Origin of the sequence: Ventrimonas faecis, from assembly GCF_040096075.1 — a bacterium.
GTDB lineage: Bacteria > Bacillota > Clostridia > Lachnospirales > Lachnospiraceae > Brotaphodocola > Brotaphodocola faecis.
Genome location: NZ_JBBMFJ010000011.1, coordinates 41,718 through 60,758 on the forward strand (window position 1 = coordinate 41,718; position 19,041 = coordinate 60,758).

The 19,041-nt window shown below is 51.5% G+C and carries 17 protein-coding genes; 6 read left to right on the forward strand and 11 right to left on the reverse strand.

Annotated features, from left to right (window positions below; translation table 11 throughout):
* Nucleotides 1-28: 28 nt before the first annotated feature.
* The 3 genes from WMO41_RS06965 (at nucleotide 29) to WMO41_RS06975 (ending at nucleotide 3,816) form a co-directional block, all read left to right on the forward strand.
* Entirely contained in the window at nucleotides 29-1,306 is a 1,278-nt protein-coding gene (locus WMO41_RS06965; RefSeq protein ID WP_349229131.1) for a DNA polymerase Y family protein, read from the forward strand.
* 4 nt (nucleotides 1,307-1,310) lie between these two features.
* Nucleotides 1,311-2,225, forward strand: a complete 915-nt coding sequence (locus WMO41_RS06970; RefSeq protein ID WP_349229132.1) for an RluA family pseudouridine synthase — start codon at nucleotides 1,311-1,313, stop codon at nucleotides 2,223-2,225.
* Between the two features lie 154 nt (nucleotides 2,226-2,379).
* Complete coding sequence (locus WMO41_RS06975; RefSeq protein WP_349229133.1) at nucleotides 2,380-3,816, forward strand: DUF1576 domain-containing protein; 1,437 nt, start codon at nucleotides 2,380-2,382, stop codon at nucleotides 3,814-3,816.
* Nucleotides 3,817-3,871: 55 nt separating this feature from the next.
* On the opposite strand, the gene WMO41_RS06980 is transcribed toward WMO41_RS06975, so the two are convergent.
* The 4 genes from WMO41_RS06980 to WMO41_RS06995 form a co-directional block, all read right to left on the reverse strand.
* Nucleotides 3,872-5,305: an RsmF rRNA methyltransferase first C-terminal domain-containing protein gene (locus tag WMO41_RS06980; RefSeq protein ID WP_349229134.1), complete on the reverse strand. Its 1,434-nt coding sequence runs from the start codon at nucleotides 5,303-5,305 to the stop codon at nucleotides 3,872-3,874.
* A 136-nt stretch (nucleotides 5,306-5,441) separates the two neighbouring features.
* Nucleotides 5,442-5,846 (reverse strand): DUF6465 family protein, encoded by a 405-nt coding sequence (locus tag WMO41_RS06985; RefSeq protein WP_349229135.1) that lies wholly within the window; start codon nucleotides 5,844-5,846, stop codon nucleotides 5,442-5,444.
* A gap of 206 nt (nucleotides 5,847-6,052) precedes the next feature.
* A complete protein-coding gene (locus tag WMO41_RS06990) occupies nucleotides 6,053-6,373 on the reverse strand; it encodes an AzlD domain-containing protein (RefSeq protein ID WP_435435937.1) in 321 nt (106 codons plus the stop codon).
* Nucleotides 6,366-7,085 carry an AzlC family ABC transporter permease gene (locus WMO41_RS06995; protein ID WP_349229136.1) on the reverse strand — a complete coding sequence of 240 codons (720 nt, stop codon included), beginning with the start codon at nucleotides 7,083-7,085 and terminating at the stop codon, nucleotides 6,366-6,368. The genes WMO41_RS06990 and WMO41_RS06995 overlap by 8 nt, the downstream gene beginning before the upstream one ends.
* A gap of 205 nt (nucleotides 7,086-7,290) precedes the next feature.
* On the opposite strand from WMO41_RS06995, the gene WMO41_RS07000 reads away from it, so the two are divergent.
* The gene (locus WMO41_RS07000) at nucleotides 7,291-8,217 is read left to right on the forward strand and encodes a LysR family transcriptional regulator (RefSeq protein WP_349229137.1); all 927 of its coding nucleotides are present in this window, start codon (nucleotides 7,291-7,293) and stop codon (nucleotides 8,215-8,217) included.
* A 25-nt stretch (nucleotides 8,218-8,242) separates the two neighbouring features.
* Here WMO41_RS07000 and WMO41_RS07005 read toward each other — a convergent pair whose 3' ends face one another.
* The 7 genes from WMO41_RS07005 to WMO41_RS07035 all read right to left on the reverse strand — a co-directional run bounded on the left by WMO41_RS07005 (nucleotide 8,243) and on the right by WMO41_RS07035 (nucleotide 16,023).
* Nucleotides 8,243-9,334, reverse strand: a complete 1,092-nt coding sequence (locus tag WMO41_RS07005) for a M42 family metallopeptidase (protein ID WP_349229138.1) — start codon at nucleotides 9,332-9,334, stop codon at nucleotides 8,243-8,245.
* Between the two features lie 16 nt (nucleotides 9,335-9,350).
* Nucleotides 9,351-10,163: a M55 family metallopeptidase gene (locus tag WMO41_RS07010; protein WP_349229139.1), complete on the reverse strand. Its 813-nt coding sequence runs from the start codon at nucleotides 10,161-10,163 to the stop codon at nucleotides 9,351-9,353.
* A gap of 125 nt (nucleotides 10,164-10,288) precedes the next feature.
* Nucleotides 10,289-11,311 carry an ABC transporter ATP-binding protein gene (locus tag WMO41_RS07015; protein ID WP_118543020.1) on the reverse strand — a complete coding sequence of 341 codons (1,023 nt, stop codon included), beginning with the start codon at nucleotides 11,309-11,311 and terminating at the stop codon, nucleotides 10,289-10,291.
* The gene (locus WMO41_RS07020; RefSeq protein ID WP_349229140.1) at nucleotides 11,311-12,336 is read right to left on the reverse strand and encodes an ABC transporter ATP-binding protein; all 1,026 of its coding nucleotides are present in this window, start codon (nucleotides 12,334-12,336) and stop codon (nucleotides 11,311-11,313) included. Before WMO41_RS07020 ends, WMO41_RS07015 begins: the two co-directional genes overlap by 1 nt.
* Nucleotides 12,337-12,350: 14 nt before the next feature.
* Complete coding sequence (locus tag WMO41_RS07025) at nucleotides 12,351-13,250, reverse strand: ABC transporter permease subunit (RefSeq protein ID WP_349229141.1); 900 nt, start codon at nucleotides 13,248-13,250, stop codon at nucleotides 12,351-12,353.
* Between the two features lie 17 nt (nucleotides 13,251-13,267).
* A complete protein-coding gene (locus tag WMO41_RS07030; protein WP_177292106.1) occupies nucleotides 13,268-14,188 on the reverse strand; it encodes an ABC transporter permease subunit in 921 nt (306 codons plus the stop codon).
* Nucleotides 14,189-14,340: 152 nt separating this feature from the next.
* Nucleotides 14,341-16,023 (reverse strand): glutathione ABC transporter substrate-binding protein, encoded by a 1,683-nt coding sequence (locus WMO41_RS07035; protein ID WP_349229142.1) that lies wholly within the window; start codon nucleotides 16,021-16,023, stop codon nucleotides 14,341-14,343.
* 273 nt (nucleotides 16,024-16,296) lie between these two features.
* On the opposite strand from WMO41_RS07035, the gene WMO41_RS07040 reads away from it, so the two are divergent.
* Together WMO41_RS07040 and WMO41_RS07045 are read left to right on the forward strand one after the other, a co-directional pair.
* Nucleotides 16,297-18,255 (forward strand): sigma 54-interacting transcriptional regulator, encoded by a 1,959-nt coding sequence (locus WMO41_RS07040; RefSeq protein WP_349229143.1) that lies wholly within the window; start codon nucleotides 16,297-16,299, stop codon nucleotides 18,253-18,255.
* Between the two features lie 44 nt (nucleotides 18,256-18,299).
* Nucleotides 18,300-19,028, forward strand: a complete 729-nt coding sequence (locus WMO41_RS07045; protein WP_177292108.1) for a gamma-glutamyl-gamma-aminobutyrate hydrolase family protein — start codon at nucleotides 18,300-18,302, stop codon at nucleotides 19,026-19,028.
* The last annotated feature ends 13 nt before the right edge of the window (nucleotides 19,029-19,041 follow it).

The following is a 19,041-nucleotide window of genomic DNA, read 5'->3' on the forward strand; positions in this document are numbered from 1 at the left end:
ACAAAACAGGAACAGGAGGAAGCAAACCATGGAAACCAGAAAACGGCTGATTTTTCACATCGATGTAAATTCCGCGTTCTTAAGCTGGGAATCCGTATACCGCCTTTCCCAGGACCCGGACGTGCAGGATCTGCGCCTGATTCCATCCGCGGTGGGTGGAGATGTCAGTTCCCGGCACGGCATTATCCTGGCAAAATCCACCCCGGCGAAAAAGTTCGGCGTCGTGACGGCAGAAACCATCGGCTCTGCCCTGCGCAAATGCCCGGAACTAATCATCGTGCCGTCCCGGTTTGACATTTATTCCAGGTATTCCAGGCAGATGCTCGCCCTGCTCTCCGAATACACGCCGGATATTGAAAAGTTCAGCATTGATGAGGCCTTTCTGGACATGACCGAAACCATTCATCTGTTTGGCCGCCCCAGGGAGGTAGCAGACCAGATCCGCAGCCGTATCCGGGATGAGCTGAAATTCACGGTAAACGTAGGAATCTCCTCCAATAAGCTGCTGGCGAAAATGGCTTCGGACTTCGAGAAGCCGGATAAGACCCACACGCTGTTCCCGGAGGAAGTTCCTGCCAAAATGTGGCCGCTTCCGCTGCGGGATCTGCTTTTTGTAGGAGGCTCCGCCGCAGACAAGATGGCCCGCATCGGCCTTCACACCATCGGGGATGCCGCCGCCTGCGACCTGGGGATTTTAAAAGCGCATCTCGGTGACAAATACGCCACCCAGGTTTACCGTTACGCCAACGGCATTGACCAGGCCCCGGTGGCTCCGCCGGATCCCACCCGCAAGGGCTACGGCAACAGCATCACGCTCCCCCAGGATGTTTCCGACTTTGAAACCGCCTGTCAGGTTCTGCTGGCCTTAAGCGAAACCGTAGGGGCCAGGCTCCGGGAAGCCGGGGTGCGCTGCAACAGCGTAACCGTAGAATTCAAAGACTGGCGCTTTGCCAGCCAGTCCCACCAGTGCGTCTTAAAAAGTCCCACAGACTCCACCTCGGTTCTCTACGATACTGCCTGCCGCCTGTTAAAAGAATTCTGGGACAAAACGCCAGTCCGCCTGATTGGCCTTCGCACCGCCCAGATTCAGGAGGATTCCTTTGAACAGATGAGCCTGTTTGAAGATGCCCGCGCAAAGAAAATGCGGGCCATGGAAAAAGCGGTAGACAGCATCCGCGGACGCTACGGCATTGACAGTGTGCAGCGGGCCAGCTTTCTAAAAGAAAACAGTCCGACGCCCCACGCGGTCAGCCGCCAGAAACATTTAAACAAGTCATCAGAACAACCTGCCGGAAAGGAACTGTAACATCATGAACCATATCATCCGCCACTCCTACGCTGCTTCCAGAGACGGCCAGACCGTTGAAGAGCTGCTGCGCTCCCAGGGCTATTCCAAAAGCCTGATCAACCGGGTCAAGCTGACCGATGATGGTCTCATGATACGCGGGGAAAAGGTCTATACCACCCGTCGCATGCAGGCCGGCGACCGGCTGGATGTGGCCCTGCCGGAGGAAGCCTCCTCAGAGCACATCGTTCCCACGCCGATGCCCCTCTCCATTCTCTACGAAGATGAAGACCTGATGGTCATAAACAAGGCCGCCAATGTTCCCATCCACCCCTCCCAGGGAAACTTTTCCAACTCCCTGGGCAACGGTCTGGCCTGGTACTTTGAACAGAAACAGCAGTCCTTCGTGTTCCGCGCCATCAACCGACTGGACCGGGACACCACAGGACTTCTGATCGTGGCAAAAAACGCCCTGAGCAGCTGTATTCTTTCCAATATGATAAAGAACCGCCAGATCCACCGCACCTACCTGGCGGCGGTAAGCGGGGATCTCTCCGGTCAGCCCGAAGGCACGATTGACGTTTCGATTGCCCGGCTTCCCGGTTCCACCATTGAGCGCATTCCGGATCCGGTTCACGGAGAATCCGCAGTGACCCATTATCAGCTTCTCTCCTACCAGCCAGAGACTGGCACCTCGCTTCTTATGATCCGCCTGGAAACAGGACGTACCCACCAGATCCGTGTCCACATGAAATACATCGGCCACCCGCTCTACGGAGATTTTCTTTACAACCCGGATTACCGCTTTTTGCAGCGGCAGAGCCTGCACTCCTGGCAGCTGTCTTTTACACATCCTGTGTCGAAGATCCCGATGGAATTTACCGCCCCTGTACCAGATGACATGCAGCAATTTCTTCCGGACATCTGGATTCAGAAATAAACTCCAGGAAAACTGCGCCTTGCACTTAATTCCGTACAAGTTTCGTTAAGAAATTATATTGAAATGCTCTATCCCCTGCTCTATAATTGAGAATTAGAACACTACTACTCAGACAATTTTATAAAAATGTATAGGTACAGGGGATTTTTAGGTTATGGAAGGTAAAAAATTATCCAACAGCACCATCATCAACGGGGTAGCTCTCGGCTTCTCCGTTGCTTTTCTGATTTCTTCTCTGGTTGCAGCCATCTACACCAGAGAACTGGGCAATGTTCTCCACGGCTGGTATCTCATTATGACATCACCAAGCCCGCTGGTTACAGACTATCTGGAGATCGGCGGCCTGCCAAGCGCCATGTTAAACGCCGGAGCCTGCGGTATGGCCTGCTGGCTTTTCATGGTCGGCTTAAAAGGGGACTCTCGTCCCAGCACACTGGCCGGTTATTTTCTTGTAGTAGCCCATTGTTTCTACGGACTGAACTTTCTGACCATGTGGCCCTGCTTTCTGGCCCCGTTTCTCTATCTTCATTTAAAGAAACTGGATTTCAAGAACAATCTTCATGTCTGCATGTTCACGACTTCCTTTGGGCCGTTCATCGGGGAACTGCTTTTTCGCTACACCCAGAAAACATTCACCTTTGGCCATCCGAGCCTGACGGTCAGCGGTGTGCTCTTAACCATCGCTTTCTCAATTATGCTGGGTTTTATCGTGCCGGCCATTCTTCCGGGTGCCCACGCATGGCACAAAGGCTACAACTTATACAACGGCGGCCTGGCCTTCGGACTGTTCGGTTTCTTTCTGTTTAACTTTTTTTATAACACCATGGGAATCGATCCGTCTTCCAAACTGACCCGCTTCAATCCGGTATACGAACAGTTCGGCCACTCCTTTCAGCTGTACGCCAACTGCTTCTTCCTGATTCTGTTCGCCATCTGCATCGCAACCGGATATTACTTAAATGGCAAAAGTTTCAAGGGTTATGGAGAGCTGATCCGGGACACCGGTCATCAGAGTGATTTCGCCGCCAAGTACAGCATGCCGGTCTGTCTCATCAACATCGGCCTGGTAGGAACCTGTTTCCTTCTGTATCTGGATGTGATCATGGTCTATACGGAGGGCGTTGGCTTCACCGGTGCCACCATCGGCGTAGTGCTGGCTGCCATGACCTTCACCTGCATGGGACAGCACCCTGGAAACATCTGGCCGATCCTGGCCGGATACCAGCTGCTCTACTTCGTCACCATGTTTCTCTGCCACATCAACGGCCGTGAAATGAGCTGGACCATCACGACCCAGGGATACATCAACGGTGTGGCTTTCGCTACCGGCCTGTGTCCCATTGCAGGACGCTACGGCAGACGCGCAGGCATCGCAGCCGGATTCATGTGTGCTTCCATGTGTACCGCCACCAGTGCCCTGCACGGCGGCCTGGTGCTCTATAACGGAGGTTTCACCACCGGCATCACCGCACTGATCCTGCTCCCGATCCTGGAACATTACATTCCGAAGACACGGGAATTCATGAACAATAAGAGACTGAATAAAGAAGATATGATTGCGCTGGTAGAGACCTTCAAACCCAACGACTGATCACACTGAATCAGCTGCATTCAGACAAACCAAAAGGGCTTCGCACATCAGGGATTTAACCCTGTATGCGAAGCCCTTTTGGATAATGGTTTTTTACTGTGCCGGAAACCGCTTTTCCCCAGCCCAGCGGATAATCTCCAATGCAGACAAGAGTCCAGCCGGAAAGACCAGCCTCTCCTTTTACCGTATTGCCCTTCAGATAATCCAGCACCTGCGGATCTTCCGGTTCCAGGCGGCACACGGATACAGCCTGCTCCGGTTTCAGAAAATGTGACAGCGCGTGAGCCGGTTCAAAGCGTTTGGTCTTGAAAGCGCCAAGATGAAGGCCCGGACGAAGGACTCTCAGTCGGTCCAGAGCCGGTGTTCCCTCCGGCAGCTGGTACAGCTGGTCTCCAAAGAGAATCAGGCGGTCCATGCCTTCCTCCAATGCATCATGGTCAGACGCTGTCAGCGACTTTTTCAGAAATTCTTCCACATAAGAACGGCCAGCCTTGTCATTCCAGTATTTCGGCTGTTTCCGCTTCCGGCCATCTTCTGCTGTCCACGTTCCATTCTTGCGAAGCAGCGCCAGATAATGGCCCTCGCCCTCTGACTTATGCGGCCAGATACGGAAGGTATTCCGAAGGTCCGGATTGTGATTGCGGCTCCACTCCGGATATCCGCAGGATAAGCCCTCCGGCACCTCGTCTGGTTCCAGGCATACTACAGAAAATTCCGGATGGCGTTCCAGAAAGGCCGCCATACCGTCCTCATCCTCCTCCGGCGCAAAGGTACAGGTGGAATAGACCATTCTGCCCCCTGGCTTTAACATCTCTGCCGCATTGTCCAGGATCTCCTGCTGGCGCTCTGCGCAAAGCTTCACGTTTGCCTCACTCCACTCATTTCTGGCCTGCTCATCTTTCCGGAACATGCCTTCGCCGGAACAGGGCGCATCCACCACCATGCAGTCAAAAAATTCCGAAAAAAAGTCAGCCAGACTGCCGGAGTCCTCGTTCGTCACAATGGCATTGCCGATTCCCATACGCTCCACATTCTGGGACAGGATTTTTGCACGGGCGGGATGGATTTCATTGCTGACCAGAAGTCCTTTTCCGTTCAGGCGGGACGCAATATGGGTGGTTTTGCCCCCAGGAGCCGCACACAGGTCCAGCACCCGCTCACCCGGCTTTGGATCAAGCAGGGATACCACTGCCATGGCACTGGGCTCCTGAATATAATACACACCCGCTTCGTGATAAGGATGACGTCCAGGGCGACTTTCCTGTTCATAATAAAAGCCTTCCCGGCACCAGCTTACGGGGCGCAGGGAAAATGTCTCCTGATTTTCCCGCGCAAACACCTCTGCCGGAACCTTCATGGTATTCACTCTGAGTCCGAGCGCCCGCTCCTTCTCATAACTTGCGAAAAAGGCATCGCATTCGCTTCCCAGAAGCTGCCTCATTCTCATGACAAATGCATCCGGGAGTTTCCAGGTATCCTGCTGTTCCATCTGTGTTTCTCCTTTTTCCTAGATTTCTATAACAAATGAGGGGTTGCCGCAAAATGGGATCCAGAATGTCTGGCATCCATCCACAACAGCCCCTCCACTCTTCACAAAGTGTACAGATACAACTGAGATTCCTGAATTATAAGGTTACCTTATAATTGTCAGAACCTTCTCCGTTTACTACATAGTAAGCAACATTTTCTTCCGGTTTTACATAAACTTCAATGGTTTTGATCTCTGCGCCCTTATGAGCTTCCTCGTATGCCTTCACTGCCTTGTCCAGAACGTCTTTTGCAACGATCTGCTTGCCAGCGAACTCAATAACTACGCAAGCCTTCGGGTCTGCCTTCTTTGCAGGAGCTTTCTTTGCTGGTGCCTTCTTGGTGGTCTCGACTGGCTTTGCTGCCGGTGCCTCAACAACCGCCTTTACCGGAGTCTCTGCTTTAACCTCTGCTGCTGTGGTCTTAACCTCTGCTTTTACGGTCTGAGTCTTCGGTGCTGCTTTTGCTGCTGCTTTAGCTGCGTTTTTTCTTGGTGCTGCCATAGTTCTTATCCTCCTCATTCGATTCCAAATATGGATTGCTCCCACCGTCCGTTTTTGGACAGACGATGAGGGAATTATAAATCTGTTTCCTGTTTTTGTCAATGTTTTCCAGCGGTTTACGGGCTTTGATGGCCTCTTGTTTCCACTTTTATGCAGGATTTCTTTGCTGCTGTTTCAGCATTGCGCAAAAGCAGCGGATTTTTTGTTTAGAAAATCCCTGTCTGTGTTACAATCATTTCAGCCACGTACACAGCCACACAGGCTCCGATGGAGACCCGAAACAGGTTTCCGTCAACCCAGGCCAGAACCACGCCTGCCACAAACCCGACAATTCCCGTGATCCGGTTTCCTGTTGCGGAAAGAATGGACGGGAACGTCATAACCGAAAGGCTGACATAAGGCACATAGTATAAAAATGACTGAATGAATGGATTTTTGATTTCTCTGCGGATCAGGGTCAGCGGCAAAGCCCGCACGGCATAGATCGTCAGAAACATAACCAGAATAGACGCGTAAATATTATGCATGATTCTCCTCCTTTACCGGGGATAACACAGCTGCCGCAGCGGAAATCAGCACCGTCAGTAAAATGATCTGAAAGCCCGATGAAATACTTTTAAGCCCCGGAAGACTCTGGAATAAAAAGCTTACCGCCATGGAAACGACCACTACCATGGCAATGACCTTGTCTTTTCTTGCCGGTGGAATCACCACGGCAAGAAACATGCCATAAATAGCCACACTCATGGCGCTCATGACCGGTGCCGGAAGGATCATGCCTACCACAGTGCCCAGAAACGTTCCCAGCACCCACCCCGGTGCTGCCACGCAGGCTGCTCCATACTGGTAAAACGGATTCAGCTTTCCCGGAACCGTCATGGAAATGCCGAAGATTTCATCCGTCACGGCATAGGACATGAAAATTCTATGCAGAAACGGACGGTCCTGCTGCACCTTCTGAGACAAGGCGCTGGACATAAGAAGATAACGCATATTGATGACCACTGTTGTCACGATCATCTCCATAAATCCGGCCCCGGTCGCAATCATGCTGATTGCCGCAAATTCCCCGGCAGAAGCCAGCATCAGCGCCGACATCAGAGAGGACTGCAGCGCGTTCATCCCCGCCTTTCCAGCGGTGATACCAAGGGTAAACGCCACAGCAAAGTAACCCAGGCCAATGGGGACACCATCGCGCAGGCCGTTAAAAAAACTTGTTTTATCATTGTTCTGTTCCATTGTAAAACCCCTTCTTCATGGTAAAAATCCGGTTATTTAACAAAACCTGTTTCATTCTAGCTCAGTCTGTCTGGCAAGTCAACCTTCTGACCGGGGATTTCCCATCCGATTCCATGATAGTTTTTTTAATGTCTATAGGTAATAGTGACTTTTTTAACATTTTGTATTATAATTTCCTATGGAAACATTGAAAGAAGGACATAAGATGACCAGTAAAGAATTATTATACGTAAAAACAGTTGCAGATGAGAAAAATATATCCAGGGCAGCCAAAAAACTATTTATTGCCCAGCCATCTCTCAGCCAGTCTATTCAGCGGATTGAGGATTCCGTTGGCATGCCTCTTTTTAACCGCACGGCAGGTGGCCTTACGCTCACCTTTGCCGGAGAACGCTATTACCATATGGCAGTTCAGGTGTTAAAGATTTATCAGGATTTTGAACTGGAGGTCAGCGACATCAACAATCTGAAAACCGGCAAGATTCATCTCGGCACCACCAACCATCTTGGTACCCTGGCTCTGTCCAAAATTCTCCCGAGATTCTGTGATGTCTGCTCCAACATTGAGCTCACGATCTCCGAAGAAAACTCTTCCAGACTGGAACAGATGCTCATGTCAGGAGAACTGGATTTTGCCATTATGCACACACCGGCCGACCTTCGGACACAGCCACAGTTCAATTTTGATATCATGCGCCGTGATCCGTTTGTGATTGCCCTTGCGCCAGATCACCCGCTGATTGATCAGGCTGTACGCAAGGAAGGATACCCCTATCCGGTGCTGGATGTGAAAATGCTAAAAAACGAAACATTCCTGATGCTTCACAAATCACAGCGTATCCGCCAGATTACCGATGAGGTGCTTGGACGTGCAGGCATCCTGCGTCCAAAGATTTCACTGACGCTTCGCAATTTTGAAACTGCCCAGTTGCTTGCTGCCCAAGGTCTTGGCGTTACCTTTGTTCCACTGGAATACTCACAGATCACATCCGAGGAATACCACCCTGCGCTCCTGTCCATCGACAATCAGTATCAGGCTTACTGGGATATGTGTATCACATCCTTAAAAGACGGTTTTCTGTCAAAAGCAGACCAGCTCTTCATCCGCATCGCAAAGGAAGAGCTGGCCTGAACAGGTCTTTTATTCAGTTTCGTTATTACAGCACATCCTGGCGCATGATATGGCGGATGCGCTCCTCGTTTAATCCGCGGATGACCTCAACTGCCATGTTAATGGTAGATTCGATGTCTTCCTTCGCGCAGAAATTGTAATGGGTGTGCACATAGCGGGACGGAATGCCCAGTACCAGAACCGGAACCGCCTGATGGGTCAGATGAATCTTGCCTGCATTGGTGCTGCCGCCGCGTCTTACCGCATCCTGGCATTTGATGTCGTACTTGTCTGCAATCTCGTGGGCATAAGCCATAAACGCGTCATTGGCCACATAGCTGTTGTCCATATGGCGGATCTGCACGCCCTTCTTCATGCAGCCCTGGGCCACACCAGTGCGGTAATAGAAATCGTCTGCCGGGGATCCTTCAAATACGATAGCCAGATCCGGTTTTACCTGCTGGGCGGTTACGGTAGCGCCGCGCATACCGACTTCCTCCTGGGAAGCAAACGCGCCGACTACATCAACTGCCAGGCTGTCGGTCTCCTTCATCAGGGCTTTCATAGTCTCAATGATGCAGACACAGCCAAGGCGGTTGTCGAAAGCCTTGCCGGAGCAGATGCCGTGCTTCTCATCATAGGAGAAGGTTACATCCGGCATGATCGGATCACCGATATGGATGCCGTAATCCTCTTCTACTTCTTCTCTGCTGCTGGCTCCCACGTCTACCTTTAACTCCTCGATGGTCAGGGAATTGTCTGCTTTCTGGGCTGCCGTCAGGAAATGTACCGGCTTGGAGGTGATGATGCCTTTGATCTTCTCCCCTTTGCTGTTGCGTACAATCACGCTATGGGCCGGAAGGCTGGTCATATGGAAGCCGCCCAAAGTGATGATGCTTAACAGGCCGTTGTCCTCCACATTCTGTACCATAAAGCCGCACTCATCGGTGTGGGCATCCAGCATGAATACCGGGCGGTTTCCCTTTGCGTCCGGCATGGTAGCATACACATTGTACATTGCATCATTTCTTAAATTCAGTCCCTCACAGTGCTTCTGTACTGCCTTTACAACCTCCTCCTCAAAGCCGCTCGGGCCAAAGGCATTGGTCAAATCCTCAATTGTCTTTAAATCTGCCATTTCTCATTTTCTCCCTTTAATATACTACAAATGAATGCGCCGTCACGATGTCCATCCAGTTTTTGCTGGTCAGACGGTTGGTGCGCGCGTCTACGGCTTCCATGCCCGGATAGAAGGACATCTGGTAAGCCTTCTTTAAATCCTTGTAGTTCACCTCATAGGTAAACTGCTCCGGAAGTGCGATCTTACATGCTGCAAGCTTTGCCTTTACATCACCGGAAAGCACCTCAGTAACAGCGGCTTTCAGATCCGCAATCACTGTCTTCGGAGATACGTTCCAGGCGCTTCCGCCCACACCCTTCTTGGATGCCACCGTCGTGATCTGCGGAACCAGTTCCTTTGAAAGTTCACAGATCCTCTCATCACCAGATAAGAACAACACCGGCACGCCGTACATGGCTGCCGTGTAGGTGTTCAGCATAAACTCGCTCATGCGCTTTCCATTCAGCTCAATGAAGTTGCTGGCACCCGTAGACGTATGGCTGAGGGGGCTGCCCGGATCACCGGCCGGCGCATGGTAGCCCACATAAAATACTGCATCGTAAGTTTCATCCAGACCGTACATCATATTGATCGGGTGTCCACTCTTTCCGCGGATCAGGGTAACGTGCTCCGGCATAGCCATGACATCGATGTTGGTGGCATCCCCATGTCCATCCTTCACCACGATTTCGTCCACGCCTGCAGCCAGAGCTGCCTCGCAGACGGCAACAACCTCATCCGTCATCTGCTTTGCGTATTTCTGGTAAGCCGGTTCGTCTTTGTGGGTTTCATAATTGAGGGTTGTTCCGGCACAGCCTTCAATATCCGCACTGATAAACAGTTTCATTGTTCGTGCCTCTCTTTTTATGAATTTTTATTGCATCTTTTTCTCAAAAGGCAAAAAAGGAGCCGGTTCATGGCACTTCGTCATGAAACCGGCTCCTATGCCATGCAATTGCTATTTTGATTTGATTACTGATGCGTAACTGCGTTCTCTGCAGCCTTTGCGTTCTTCTTCGCTTCCTCGGTATCGTACAGATGGCAGTATACGAAATGATCGTCACCTACCTGGTACTTCTGCGGAGCCTCGGTTTTGCACCGCTCCATGCATTTCGGACAGCGGGTGTGGAATTTACAGCCAGTCGGCGGATTCAGTGCGGAAGGAATGTTACCCTCCAGAATGATCCGCTCCTTCTTTGCCTTCGGGTCCGGAATCGGAACTGCGGAAAGAAGTGCCTGGGTGTACGGGTGCAGCGGGTTCTGGTACAGGCTGTACTTGTCACCCTCCTCCACGAAGTTGCCCAGATACATAACGCCGACACGATCGCTGATGTGCTCCACAACGCTTAAATCGTGGGCTACGAAGATGTAGGTCAGGTTCATGTCGCGCTTTAACTGGTTCATCAGGTTTAACACCTGGGACTGGATAGAAACATCCAGTGCGGATACCGGCTCATCGGCAATGATGAGCTGCGGCTGCACCGCCAGGGCTCTCGCGATGCCGACACGCTGACGCTGGCCGCCGGAGAACTCATGGGGGTAACGGTTTGCATGATAATCATCCAGTCCGACACGGCGCAAGAGCTCTACAACCTTTTTATCGGTTTCCTCACGGGTCTTGGTCAGGCCGTGAATGATGAGCGGCTCTGCCACGATATCGCGGACAGACATACGCGGGTTTAAGGATGCATACGGATCCTGGAAAACCATCTGGACTTTCTTGCGGATCGGGCGCATCTGCTTTGGTGTGTATTTGGAGATTTCCTCTCCGTCCAAAACGATGGAGCCCTCTGTCGGCTCAATCAGCTTACAGATACTTTTACCAAGGGTAGACTTTCCGCATCCGGACTCTCCTACAATTCCGAATACCTCACCGCGTCTTACCTCGAAGTCGACGTTATCGACTGCTTTTACATAGGACGGCTCTTTTCCCAGACCGCCTTTTACCGGGTAATACTGCTTGAGTCCCCGGACAACTAATAAATTGTCTGCCATCAGTCCTTACCCCCTTCTTTCACACAGCGCCAGCAGCGGCTCTGGTGTCCGTTTCCGAGATCCGTGAATCCCGGTTCTTCCTCGCGGCAGCGGTCAAAGGCATACTTGCAGCGCGGCGCGAATTTACAGCCCTTCGGCATGTATTTCGGGTTCGGCACGTTGCCCGGAATGGATTCCAGTTCATCCACGTGCTCGCCCAGCTTCGGGATGGAATTTAACAGGCCCTCCGTGTACGGATGGGACGGGTTATCGAAAATGTCGTAAACAGAACCTTTCTCAACCACGCGGCCGCAGTACATAACAACAACCTGGTCACACACCTCTGCCACCACGCCGAGGTCATGGGTGATAAAGAGAATGGAGGTTCCGATCTCTTTCTTTAACTTGTTCATCAGGTCCAGAATCTGCGCCTGAATGGTTACATCCAGTGCCGTGGTCGGCTCATCCGCGATTAGGATCTCCGGATTGCATACCAGAGCCATGGCAATCATGACACGCTGGCGCTGGCCGCCTGAAAGCTGGAACGGATACTCCTTCATCATCTTCTCCACCCGGGGAAGGCCGGTCATGCGGAGCATCTCAATGGCTTTCTCTTCTGCTTCCTTCTTGCTGACCTTCTGATGCATGAGAATGGCTTCCATGATCTGGTCACCAATCTTCATAACCGGGTTTAAGCTGGTCATCGGCTCCTGGAAGATCATGGAAATCTTGCTGCCGCGGAGCTTTCTGCGCTCCTCATTGCTGATGTGTACGATATCTTTTCCGTCCAGAAGAATCTGTCCTTCTTCGATTTTACCGGTGGTTCCCATCAGCAGACCCATCACGGACAGAGCCGTTACGCTCTTTCCGCTGCCGGACTCTCCTACGATACCGAGAGTGGAACCCTCTTTTAATTCAATATCAACACCATCCACCGACTTGACAATGCCGCTGTCCATGTGGAACCAGGTGTGCATGTTTTTGATTTCGAGAATATTTTTGCCGGAGGCATCTTTCGTTGTCTCCACTTTGATTGTTTCACTCATGTGCCTGCACCTCCTTAATCAGTCAGTTTCGGATCCAGAGCATCTCTGAGACCGTCGCCCAGCAGGTTGAAGCTGAGTACGGTTAAGAAGATTGCAAGACCCGGGAACAGGGTGATGTGCCAGCTGTTCATCATGTAAGTACGTCCGTTGCTTAAAAGCAGGCCCCACTCCGGTGTCGGCGGCTGGGCGCCCATGCCTAAGAAGCTTAAGGAAGAAGCAGTCAGAATGGAAGATCCGATGGACATACTGTACTGAACGATGATGTCCGGGATCGCGCTCGGCAGGATGTGGTAGAACAGGATTCTCTTATCATCCGCGCCGATGTTCTTTGCTGCCTGCACGAATACGCTGTTCTTGGTAGCCAGCGTGTTGCCTCGTACCAGGCGGGCGAATTTCGGAATGTTGAACACTGCTACCGCAATGATAACATTGGTCATGCCGCTGCCTAAAATAGCTACGATTGCGATCGCCAGGATAATGCCCGGGAACGCAAACAGCGCATCACAGATACGCATGATCACAGCATCGATCATACCACCATAATAACCGCCCAGAAGCCCCAGAAAGGAACCGATCACGGCTGCGATGCTGACGGAAAACAGGCCGACACTTAAGGAAATACCAGTACCACAGATAATACGGGAGAACAGATCTCTTCCGAACTCATCGGTTCCAAACCAGTGCGCGCCAGTCGGTGCCTGCATGATCGCGTTGTAATCATAATCATTGATTCCGTAAGGAGCAATGAACTTTGCGGTAAAGGAAAGTACTACTAAAAACAGAATGAAAACCAGAGCCACAATGGCGGTTTTCTGTTTCTTAAACTTGCGGACAAACTCAGAAAGTGGAGTACTGATGTCCGTTTTTTCGTTCAGGGTCTCTTCGGCCTGATTTACTTTTTTCTCTTTTGCCATCTCAAACTCCTCCTTTCTTAGTCAAGCTGGATTTCCGGATTGAGTACGGCATAGAGCACATCTACAATCAGGTTAATCACAACGAAATGTAATGAAAAGATCAGGATCAGGGACTGGATTGCCGGGTAGTCACGATAGTTTACAGACTCAACCAGCAAAGAACCCAGACCCGGGAACGCGAATACGGACTCGGTTACTACAGAACCACCAAGCAGGAAACCAAACTGCAGGCCGACTACGGTAACCACGGAGATCATCGCGTTTCGGAACGCATGCTTCCATACAACCACGCGCTCTCTTAAGCCCTTTGCGCGGGCAGTACGAATGTAGTCATCTTTTAATACTTCTATAATAGAGGATCTGGTAAAACGGGCAATGATGGCCGCGATACTGGATCCCAGTGCAATCGAAGGTAACACGAGACTCTTCAGTGAATCCGCGCCCGTGGTCGGGAACCATTTCAGATTCACGGAAAATACCATGATCAGCATAAAGCCCACCCAGAAGGAAGGAAGCGATATGCCGGACACCGCCAGTGTCATTCCTGTGTAATCCTGCCAACGGCTTCTGTGTCTTCCGGACCATACGCCGAGAAGCACACCCACGATGGTACTCCATGTGAGGGCCAGCAGAGTCAGTTTTGCCGTATTGGCATAGCGGTTGGAAACCTCCACCGCAACCGGACGTTTGGTCCGGAGAGATGTACCAAGGTCACCCTTCAGCAGACCTGTTACATATGTAATGTACTGTTCGTGGATCGGTTTATCCAGTCCCAGTTCTTCTCTTACTACCTGAACATCTTCGATGGTTGCCTGCGGACCTGCTACCAGACGGGCCGGGTCACCGGGAATCAGCCGGACGAAGAAAAATACGAATGTTACCACGATAATCAGGGTAGGTATCACTCCAATGATTCTTTTACCTATGTACCTTAACATACACTCAACACCTTTCGTTCTTTTTGGGGAGTACCCCCTGGGTTAATAGGTTTCTTTTTATCTGAAAAGGGGTCTGGCGGATCAGAATTCCGCCAGACCACCTGTTTTGCAGTATTTCATTCTGTCAGATCTGTTTCTTATCTAAATATGGATTACTTTGCCAGCTTAGCGTTTCTTAAGTTCAGGCAGTTATCCGGGAACAGCTTTGCGTCTACCATCTTTGCGGAGCTGGCCCAGGTGTTGTTGTCGTTTGCCAGACATACCAGCGGGCTCTCCTCCCAGATGATATCCTGAGCTTTTGCGTAAGCCTCTGCTCTCTTGGAATCATCTGCGGTAGATAATGCGTCTTTCAAGAGCTGGTCAACCTCTTCGTTCTCATAGTAGCAGATATTGTAGCTTGCCGGCGGCTCAGATTCGATCGCCATCAGTGGACGGATACCCCAGTCCGCATCACCGGTAGATGGGGACCAGCCGATCACATACATATCAACCTCTGCCTCAGAGCCAGGAACATCCACATCCTGGATCTTCTGGTTTACCACCGCGCTCTCAAGAGCGTTGATCTGAACATCGATGCCAACCTGAGCCAGCTGCTGCTGTAAGAACTCACACTGCTTTAAGTTTGCGGTAGTAGAAGCACACATGATGCTGGTCTTGAAGCCATCCGGGTAACCAGCCTCAGCCAGTAAGGATTTTGCCTTCTCGATGTCGTATGCGTATACATCGTTGCCTTTGTAGTACTGAACTGCCGGTCCGATGATGGAGGTTGCCGGAGTTGCCACACCGTTCTTAACAACTGCGCAGTAAGCATCCTTGTTGATCGCATAGTTGATGGCCTGACGAACTCTTACATCGTTGAACGGTGCCTTCTGGTTGTTCATCATCAGGTAACGTACTACGATACCCTCTTCCTGACCAACAGATACGTTGCTGTCGCCGCGAAGAGTCTCAATGCTCTCGGTCGGAACCGGCCAGATGAACTGAGCATCGCCGGACTGCAGCATAGCAACACGGGTTGCGTTCTCAGATACCGGCTTGAAGGTAATGGTCTTGAAGCCTGCGTCCGGATCTACTAAAGCGGTGCCGCCGCAGATGTCTGCGTCATAGCCCCACCAGTCTTTGTTTAAAGCGATGGTAGCGTGCTCACCTGCTACCCACTCTACGAAGGTGTACTGACCGGTACCAACCGGGTTCTTTGCACACTCTTCATTGCCCTTTGCAATAACTGCCGGGCTCATAACAACACAGGCCGGATGTGCCAGGGTCGGAATAAATGCGCCAAACGGATTTTCCAGAGTTACTTTTACGGTGTAATCGTCAACGATCTCTGTCTCTTTTAAGACATTGCACAGTAAGGTAGTTCTCTTTAAGCCAAGGTTCTTGTCACCCCAGCGGTCGAAGTTGGCCTTTGCTGCCTCTGCGTTCCACGGAGTTCCATCGGAGAACTGGATACCCTCTCTTAAGTGGATGGTGAACTCGGTAGCGTCGTCGTTGGCCTCGTAGTCGGTTGCCAGCATCGGGATGATCTTCATGTTGTCATCGAAACCGAACAGACCGTCCATCATCAGTCTCTGAATACCGCCGGATAAGGTATCGCTGGTATCCATCGGATCCATGGTGGTAAAGTCTACCAGCATTGCTGCGGTAATGTCAGTATCCTGGGATACGGACTCGCCCGAAGCCAGCTCTACAGCTGCGGTAGTCTCTGCGGCTGCCTGGGTATCACCGGAAGCTGCTGCAGTGGTCTCAGAAGAACCAGAACCGCCGCATGCGGTCAGTGCGCCCATAGCTGCAGTAAGGAGCACAGCCAGAAGCTTTGTTTTTGTCTTCTTCATAAATATTCCTCCTTTTCTTTCAGGGGTCTTTACACGTTCTTTACGCTCCATGTATATAAAAAAAGCATGGAGCATACGTTTCCCTTCCGTGTATGCGCCCTTGCATGGTTCCCATTTTACACTTTACCACATTACAATGTCAAATAAAAAATACCTTTTTTCGATAAATATTTGCACTTCTTTATTTTATAAATAGTTTAGGTTGTTTTCGCGCTATTTTTATTCTATAATGAACCTAATAAAATGTATTTCCCTGTTATGAAAGGAGAACCCATGTCCCATACTGAACTGCCTATTCCCAATACCCAAAAGTCCGGCGCCCTTATCATCTGTCTGCACGCCGGGATCCGACGGGAATTTCAGGACTATCTTTCCGCCCTGCTGGGCAACTATATCCGCTTTGACATCCTTGACCCTTACCAGATCCATGATCCGTCACAGATCCAGGACTACTCTTGCATTCTGTTTGCCAGCAGCCGCACCCGGGAAGCCTTTCCCATTCCGGTTCCGGAACATATTACCCAGCTGATCTGCACCCGTACCTTCAATCCGGTCTCTTTAGACCAGATCATCCGGATTCCTCAGGGTTCTTCCGTTTATCTGGTCAATGACACCAGGGATTCCGTTCTGGATATTCTCGGGCAGCTGAAGGATGCCGGCATCACCCAGTACCACTTTGTTCCTTTTTATCAGGGATGTACCCAGACAGACGAATCCATCCAGTATGCCATCACCCTGGGCGAGCCCCAGCTGGTTCCCCGCCATGTACCCAATGTCATCAATATTGGAAACCGGATCATTGATATTTCCACGATTCACGATCTGTGTACCTGTTTTCAGCTTCCATCCAGCTTAACCAACCAGATCACACGGACCTATGTGAACCGGATCCTGCAGATCATCCAGTTAACCGGAACTCATTACACCAACTATGTATTTTCCCAGCAGCTTCTGCAGGCCGTCATAAGCAACTTAAACGTCAGCATCTGCCTCATGACAGACGAGGGCCGCATCAGCATGGTGAACCGGGCCTTCTGCCAGGACTGGAATATCCCGGAAAACGGATGCATGGACAGCCTGTTTTCTTCCTGGCTGCCTTCCCAGTACGCATCCCATAATTTCTGCCAGAGCGCGGACTACCAGCTGGTCAGCCGCAGCGGCCTGCGCAGACATCTCAGTGTCCTGCAGCTTTCCCTGCCCGGCCACAAACCGCTTTATCTGCTGAGCAGCCAGCCTGTGTCCTCCTCCCCTGCCCCGGATATTACCCCGGTGGATGTGCGGGATCCTTCCTCAGATTTTTACCGGCTCAACAGCGGTTTTGACAGCATCCTGTCGGTCTCCGGCCGCGTGCTGAACATGCTGGAGTACGCCCGCCGCCTGGCGCTCTACGATTTTCCAGTGCTGATCCAGGGTGAAAACGGCACCCAGAAAAAGAAGATTGCCACAGCGATTCACAAAACCTCCAGCCGCAGACAGAATCCTCTGATCATTTTCAACTCCCTGTATACCGGTCTGGAAGCTGCGGACCAGTTAAAGCTGGCAGATACCGGCACCCTGCTGATTGACGGTGTGGAACGTCTTTCCCTCTCCACCCAGGATACTCTCATCAGTATTCTGCAAAACACGATGGATGATCTGGATATCCGCATCATCGCCACCACCAGCCAGGATCTGTACCAGGACGTTCTGGACGGGCGCTTCCGGGAAGAACTTTTCTTTCTTTTAAATGCCGCCTCCATCGATACCATCCCTCTGCGGGAGCGGCGGGAAGATATTCCGGTTCTGATGGAGCTTTTCTTCCGGGAACTGTTCCATGACCCCAACATCAGGCTGAAAGATCTGATCTCCTCCAGCCTGATGAATTTCCTGACGAACTACGATTACCCGGGAAATATCCAGGAGCTGTTCAACTTAAGCCGCTATTTCTTCTCCCTGTACTCGGCCCATCCGCTGGTACTCTCCCAGCTTCCATCCTACATCCGGAGCCGGGTAAACCAGCCGGTCAGCGAAAGCAGCGTATTAAAGAACCAGGTCCTTTCCCTGATCGCGGAAACACCGCGAATCGGACGCGGCACCATTCTGACGGCCCTGACAGAAAAAGAAATCGCCGTCAGCGATGGAAAGCTGCGCGGTCTCTTAAAAGAGCTTGCCGAGGAAGGCCTGATCCGGGTTGGACGCACCCGCAGCGGCTGCGAGATCACCGAGCTGGGTCTTGCATCCATCCGGCATTGATGATATACTAACAGCCGTTTGAATCTGATAAAGAGAGGTATTTTATGATGTTGCCAAAGATTGGAATTACAACAATAAATACGAAAAATCCGGTATCCGGCGCACCGCTTTCCACCAATGGCTGGACTTACAACGATGCAGTTACAAAGGGCGGCGGAGTTCCGTTCCTGCTTCCTTCCGTCACCAATGAGGACCAGTTAGACGCCATGGTGGAGGCCTGCGATGGCTTCATCTTCAGCGGCGGAGCTGATATCACCCCCTGCTGCTACGGAGAGATGGCCCATCCACTGGTAGGTGACACCAGCTTAAAACTGGACCGCAGCCAGATTGGCCTGATCCGCCGGGTTATCAAAACAAGAAAGCCGTTTCTGGCTATCTGCCGCGGACACCAGGTCTTAAACGTAGCCTGCGGCGGAACCCTGTACCAGGACAACAGCCTGCACGGGGAAGGCACAGCAAGACACATGATCAAGGATGACCGGGGTGATGTGAGCCACCAGGTTACACTGAAACCAGGCACGACCCTCTACAACATGTTCGGCGAGCGCGTCTGGACCAACAGCTACCATCACCAGAGCGTGAAAAAACTGGGTGATGGCTTAAAGATCGCCGGCACCGCCGATGACGGCATTGTGGAGGCCATTGAGCTGATCGATTATCCCTACGGCCTTGGCATCCAGTGGCACCCGGAGGCCATGCTGGTGGCATCCGATGATATGCTTCCGGTGTTTACCGGACTGATTGAAGCGGCGAAGAAAGCAGCTGACAAATAATCCGTCGATTGTC

Coding starts and splice junctions, on each gene's coding strand:
- WMO41_RS06985 (WP_349229135.1), bottom strand. CDS start 5,846: ATGGCAGCACCAAGAAAAAACGCAGCTAAAGCAGCAGCAAAAGCAGCA.
- WMO41_RS07035 (WP_349229142.1), bottom strand. CDS start 16,023: ATGAAGAAGACAAAAACAAAGCTTCTGGCTGTGCTCCTTACTGCAGCT.
- WMO41_RS06995 (WP_349229136.1), bottom strand. CDS start 7,085: ATGGAACAGAACAATGATAAAACAAGTTTTTTTAACGGCCTGCGCGAT.
- WMO41_RS07005 (WP_349229138.1), bottom strand. CDS start 9,334: ATGGCAGATTTAAAGACAATTGAGGATTTGACCAATGCCTTTGGCCCG.
- WMO41_RS06975 (WP_349229133.1), top strand. CDS start 2,380: ATGGAAGGTAAAAAATTATCCAACAGCACCATCATCAACGGGGTAGCT.
- WMO41_RS07025 (WP_349229141.1), bottom strand. CDS start 13,250: ATGGCAAAAGAGAAAAAAGTAAATCAGGCCGAAGAGACCCTGAACGAA.
- WMO41_RS06970 (WP_349229132.1), top strand. CDS start 1,311: ATGAACCATATCATCCGCCACTCCTACGCTGCTTCCAGAGACGGCCAG.
- WMO41_RS07020 (WP_349229140.1), bottom strand. CDS start 12,336: ATGAGTGAAACAATCAAAGTGGAGACAACGAAAGATGCCTCCGGCAAA.
- WMO41_RS06990 (WP_435435937.1), bottom strand. CDS start 6,373: ATGCATAATATTTACGCGTCTATTCTGGTTATGTTTCTGACGATCTAT.
- WMO41_RS06965 (WP_349229131.1), top strand. CDS start 29: ATGGAAACCAGAAAACGGCTGATTTTTCACATCGATGTAAATTCCGCG.
- WMO41_RS07010 (WP_349229139.1), bottom strand. CDS start 10,163: ATGAAACTGTTTATCAGTGCGGATATTGAAGGCTGTGCCGGAACAACC.
- WMO41_RS07030 (WP_177292106.1), bottom strand. CDS start 14,188: ATGTTAAGGTACATAGGTAAAAGAATCATTGGAGTGATACCTACCCTG.
- WMO41_RS07015 (WP_118543020.1), bottom strand. CDS start 11,311: ATGGCAGACAATTTATTAGTTGTCCGGGGACTCAAGCAGTATTACCCG.
- WMO41_RS07045 (WP_177292108.1), top strand. CDS start 18,300: ATGATGTTGCCAAAGATTGGAATTACAACAATAAATACGAAAAATCCG.
- WMO41_RS07000 (WP_349229137.1), top strand. CDS start 7,291: ATGACCAGTAAAGAATTATTATACGTAAAAACAGTTGCAGATGAGAAA.
- WMO41_RS06980 (WP_349229134.1), bottom strand. CDS start 5,305: ATGGAACAGCAGGATACCTGGAAACTCCCGGATGCATTTGTCATGAGA.
- WMO41_RS07040 (WP_349229143.1), top strand. CDS start 16,297: ATGTCCCATACTGAACTGCCTATTCCCAATACCCAAAAGTCCGGCGCC.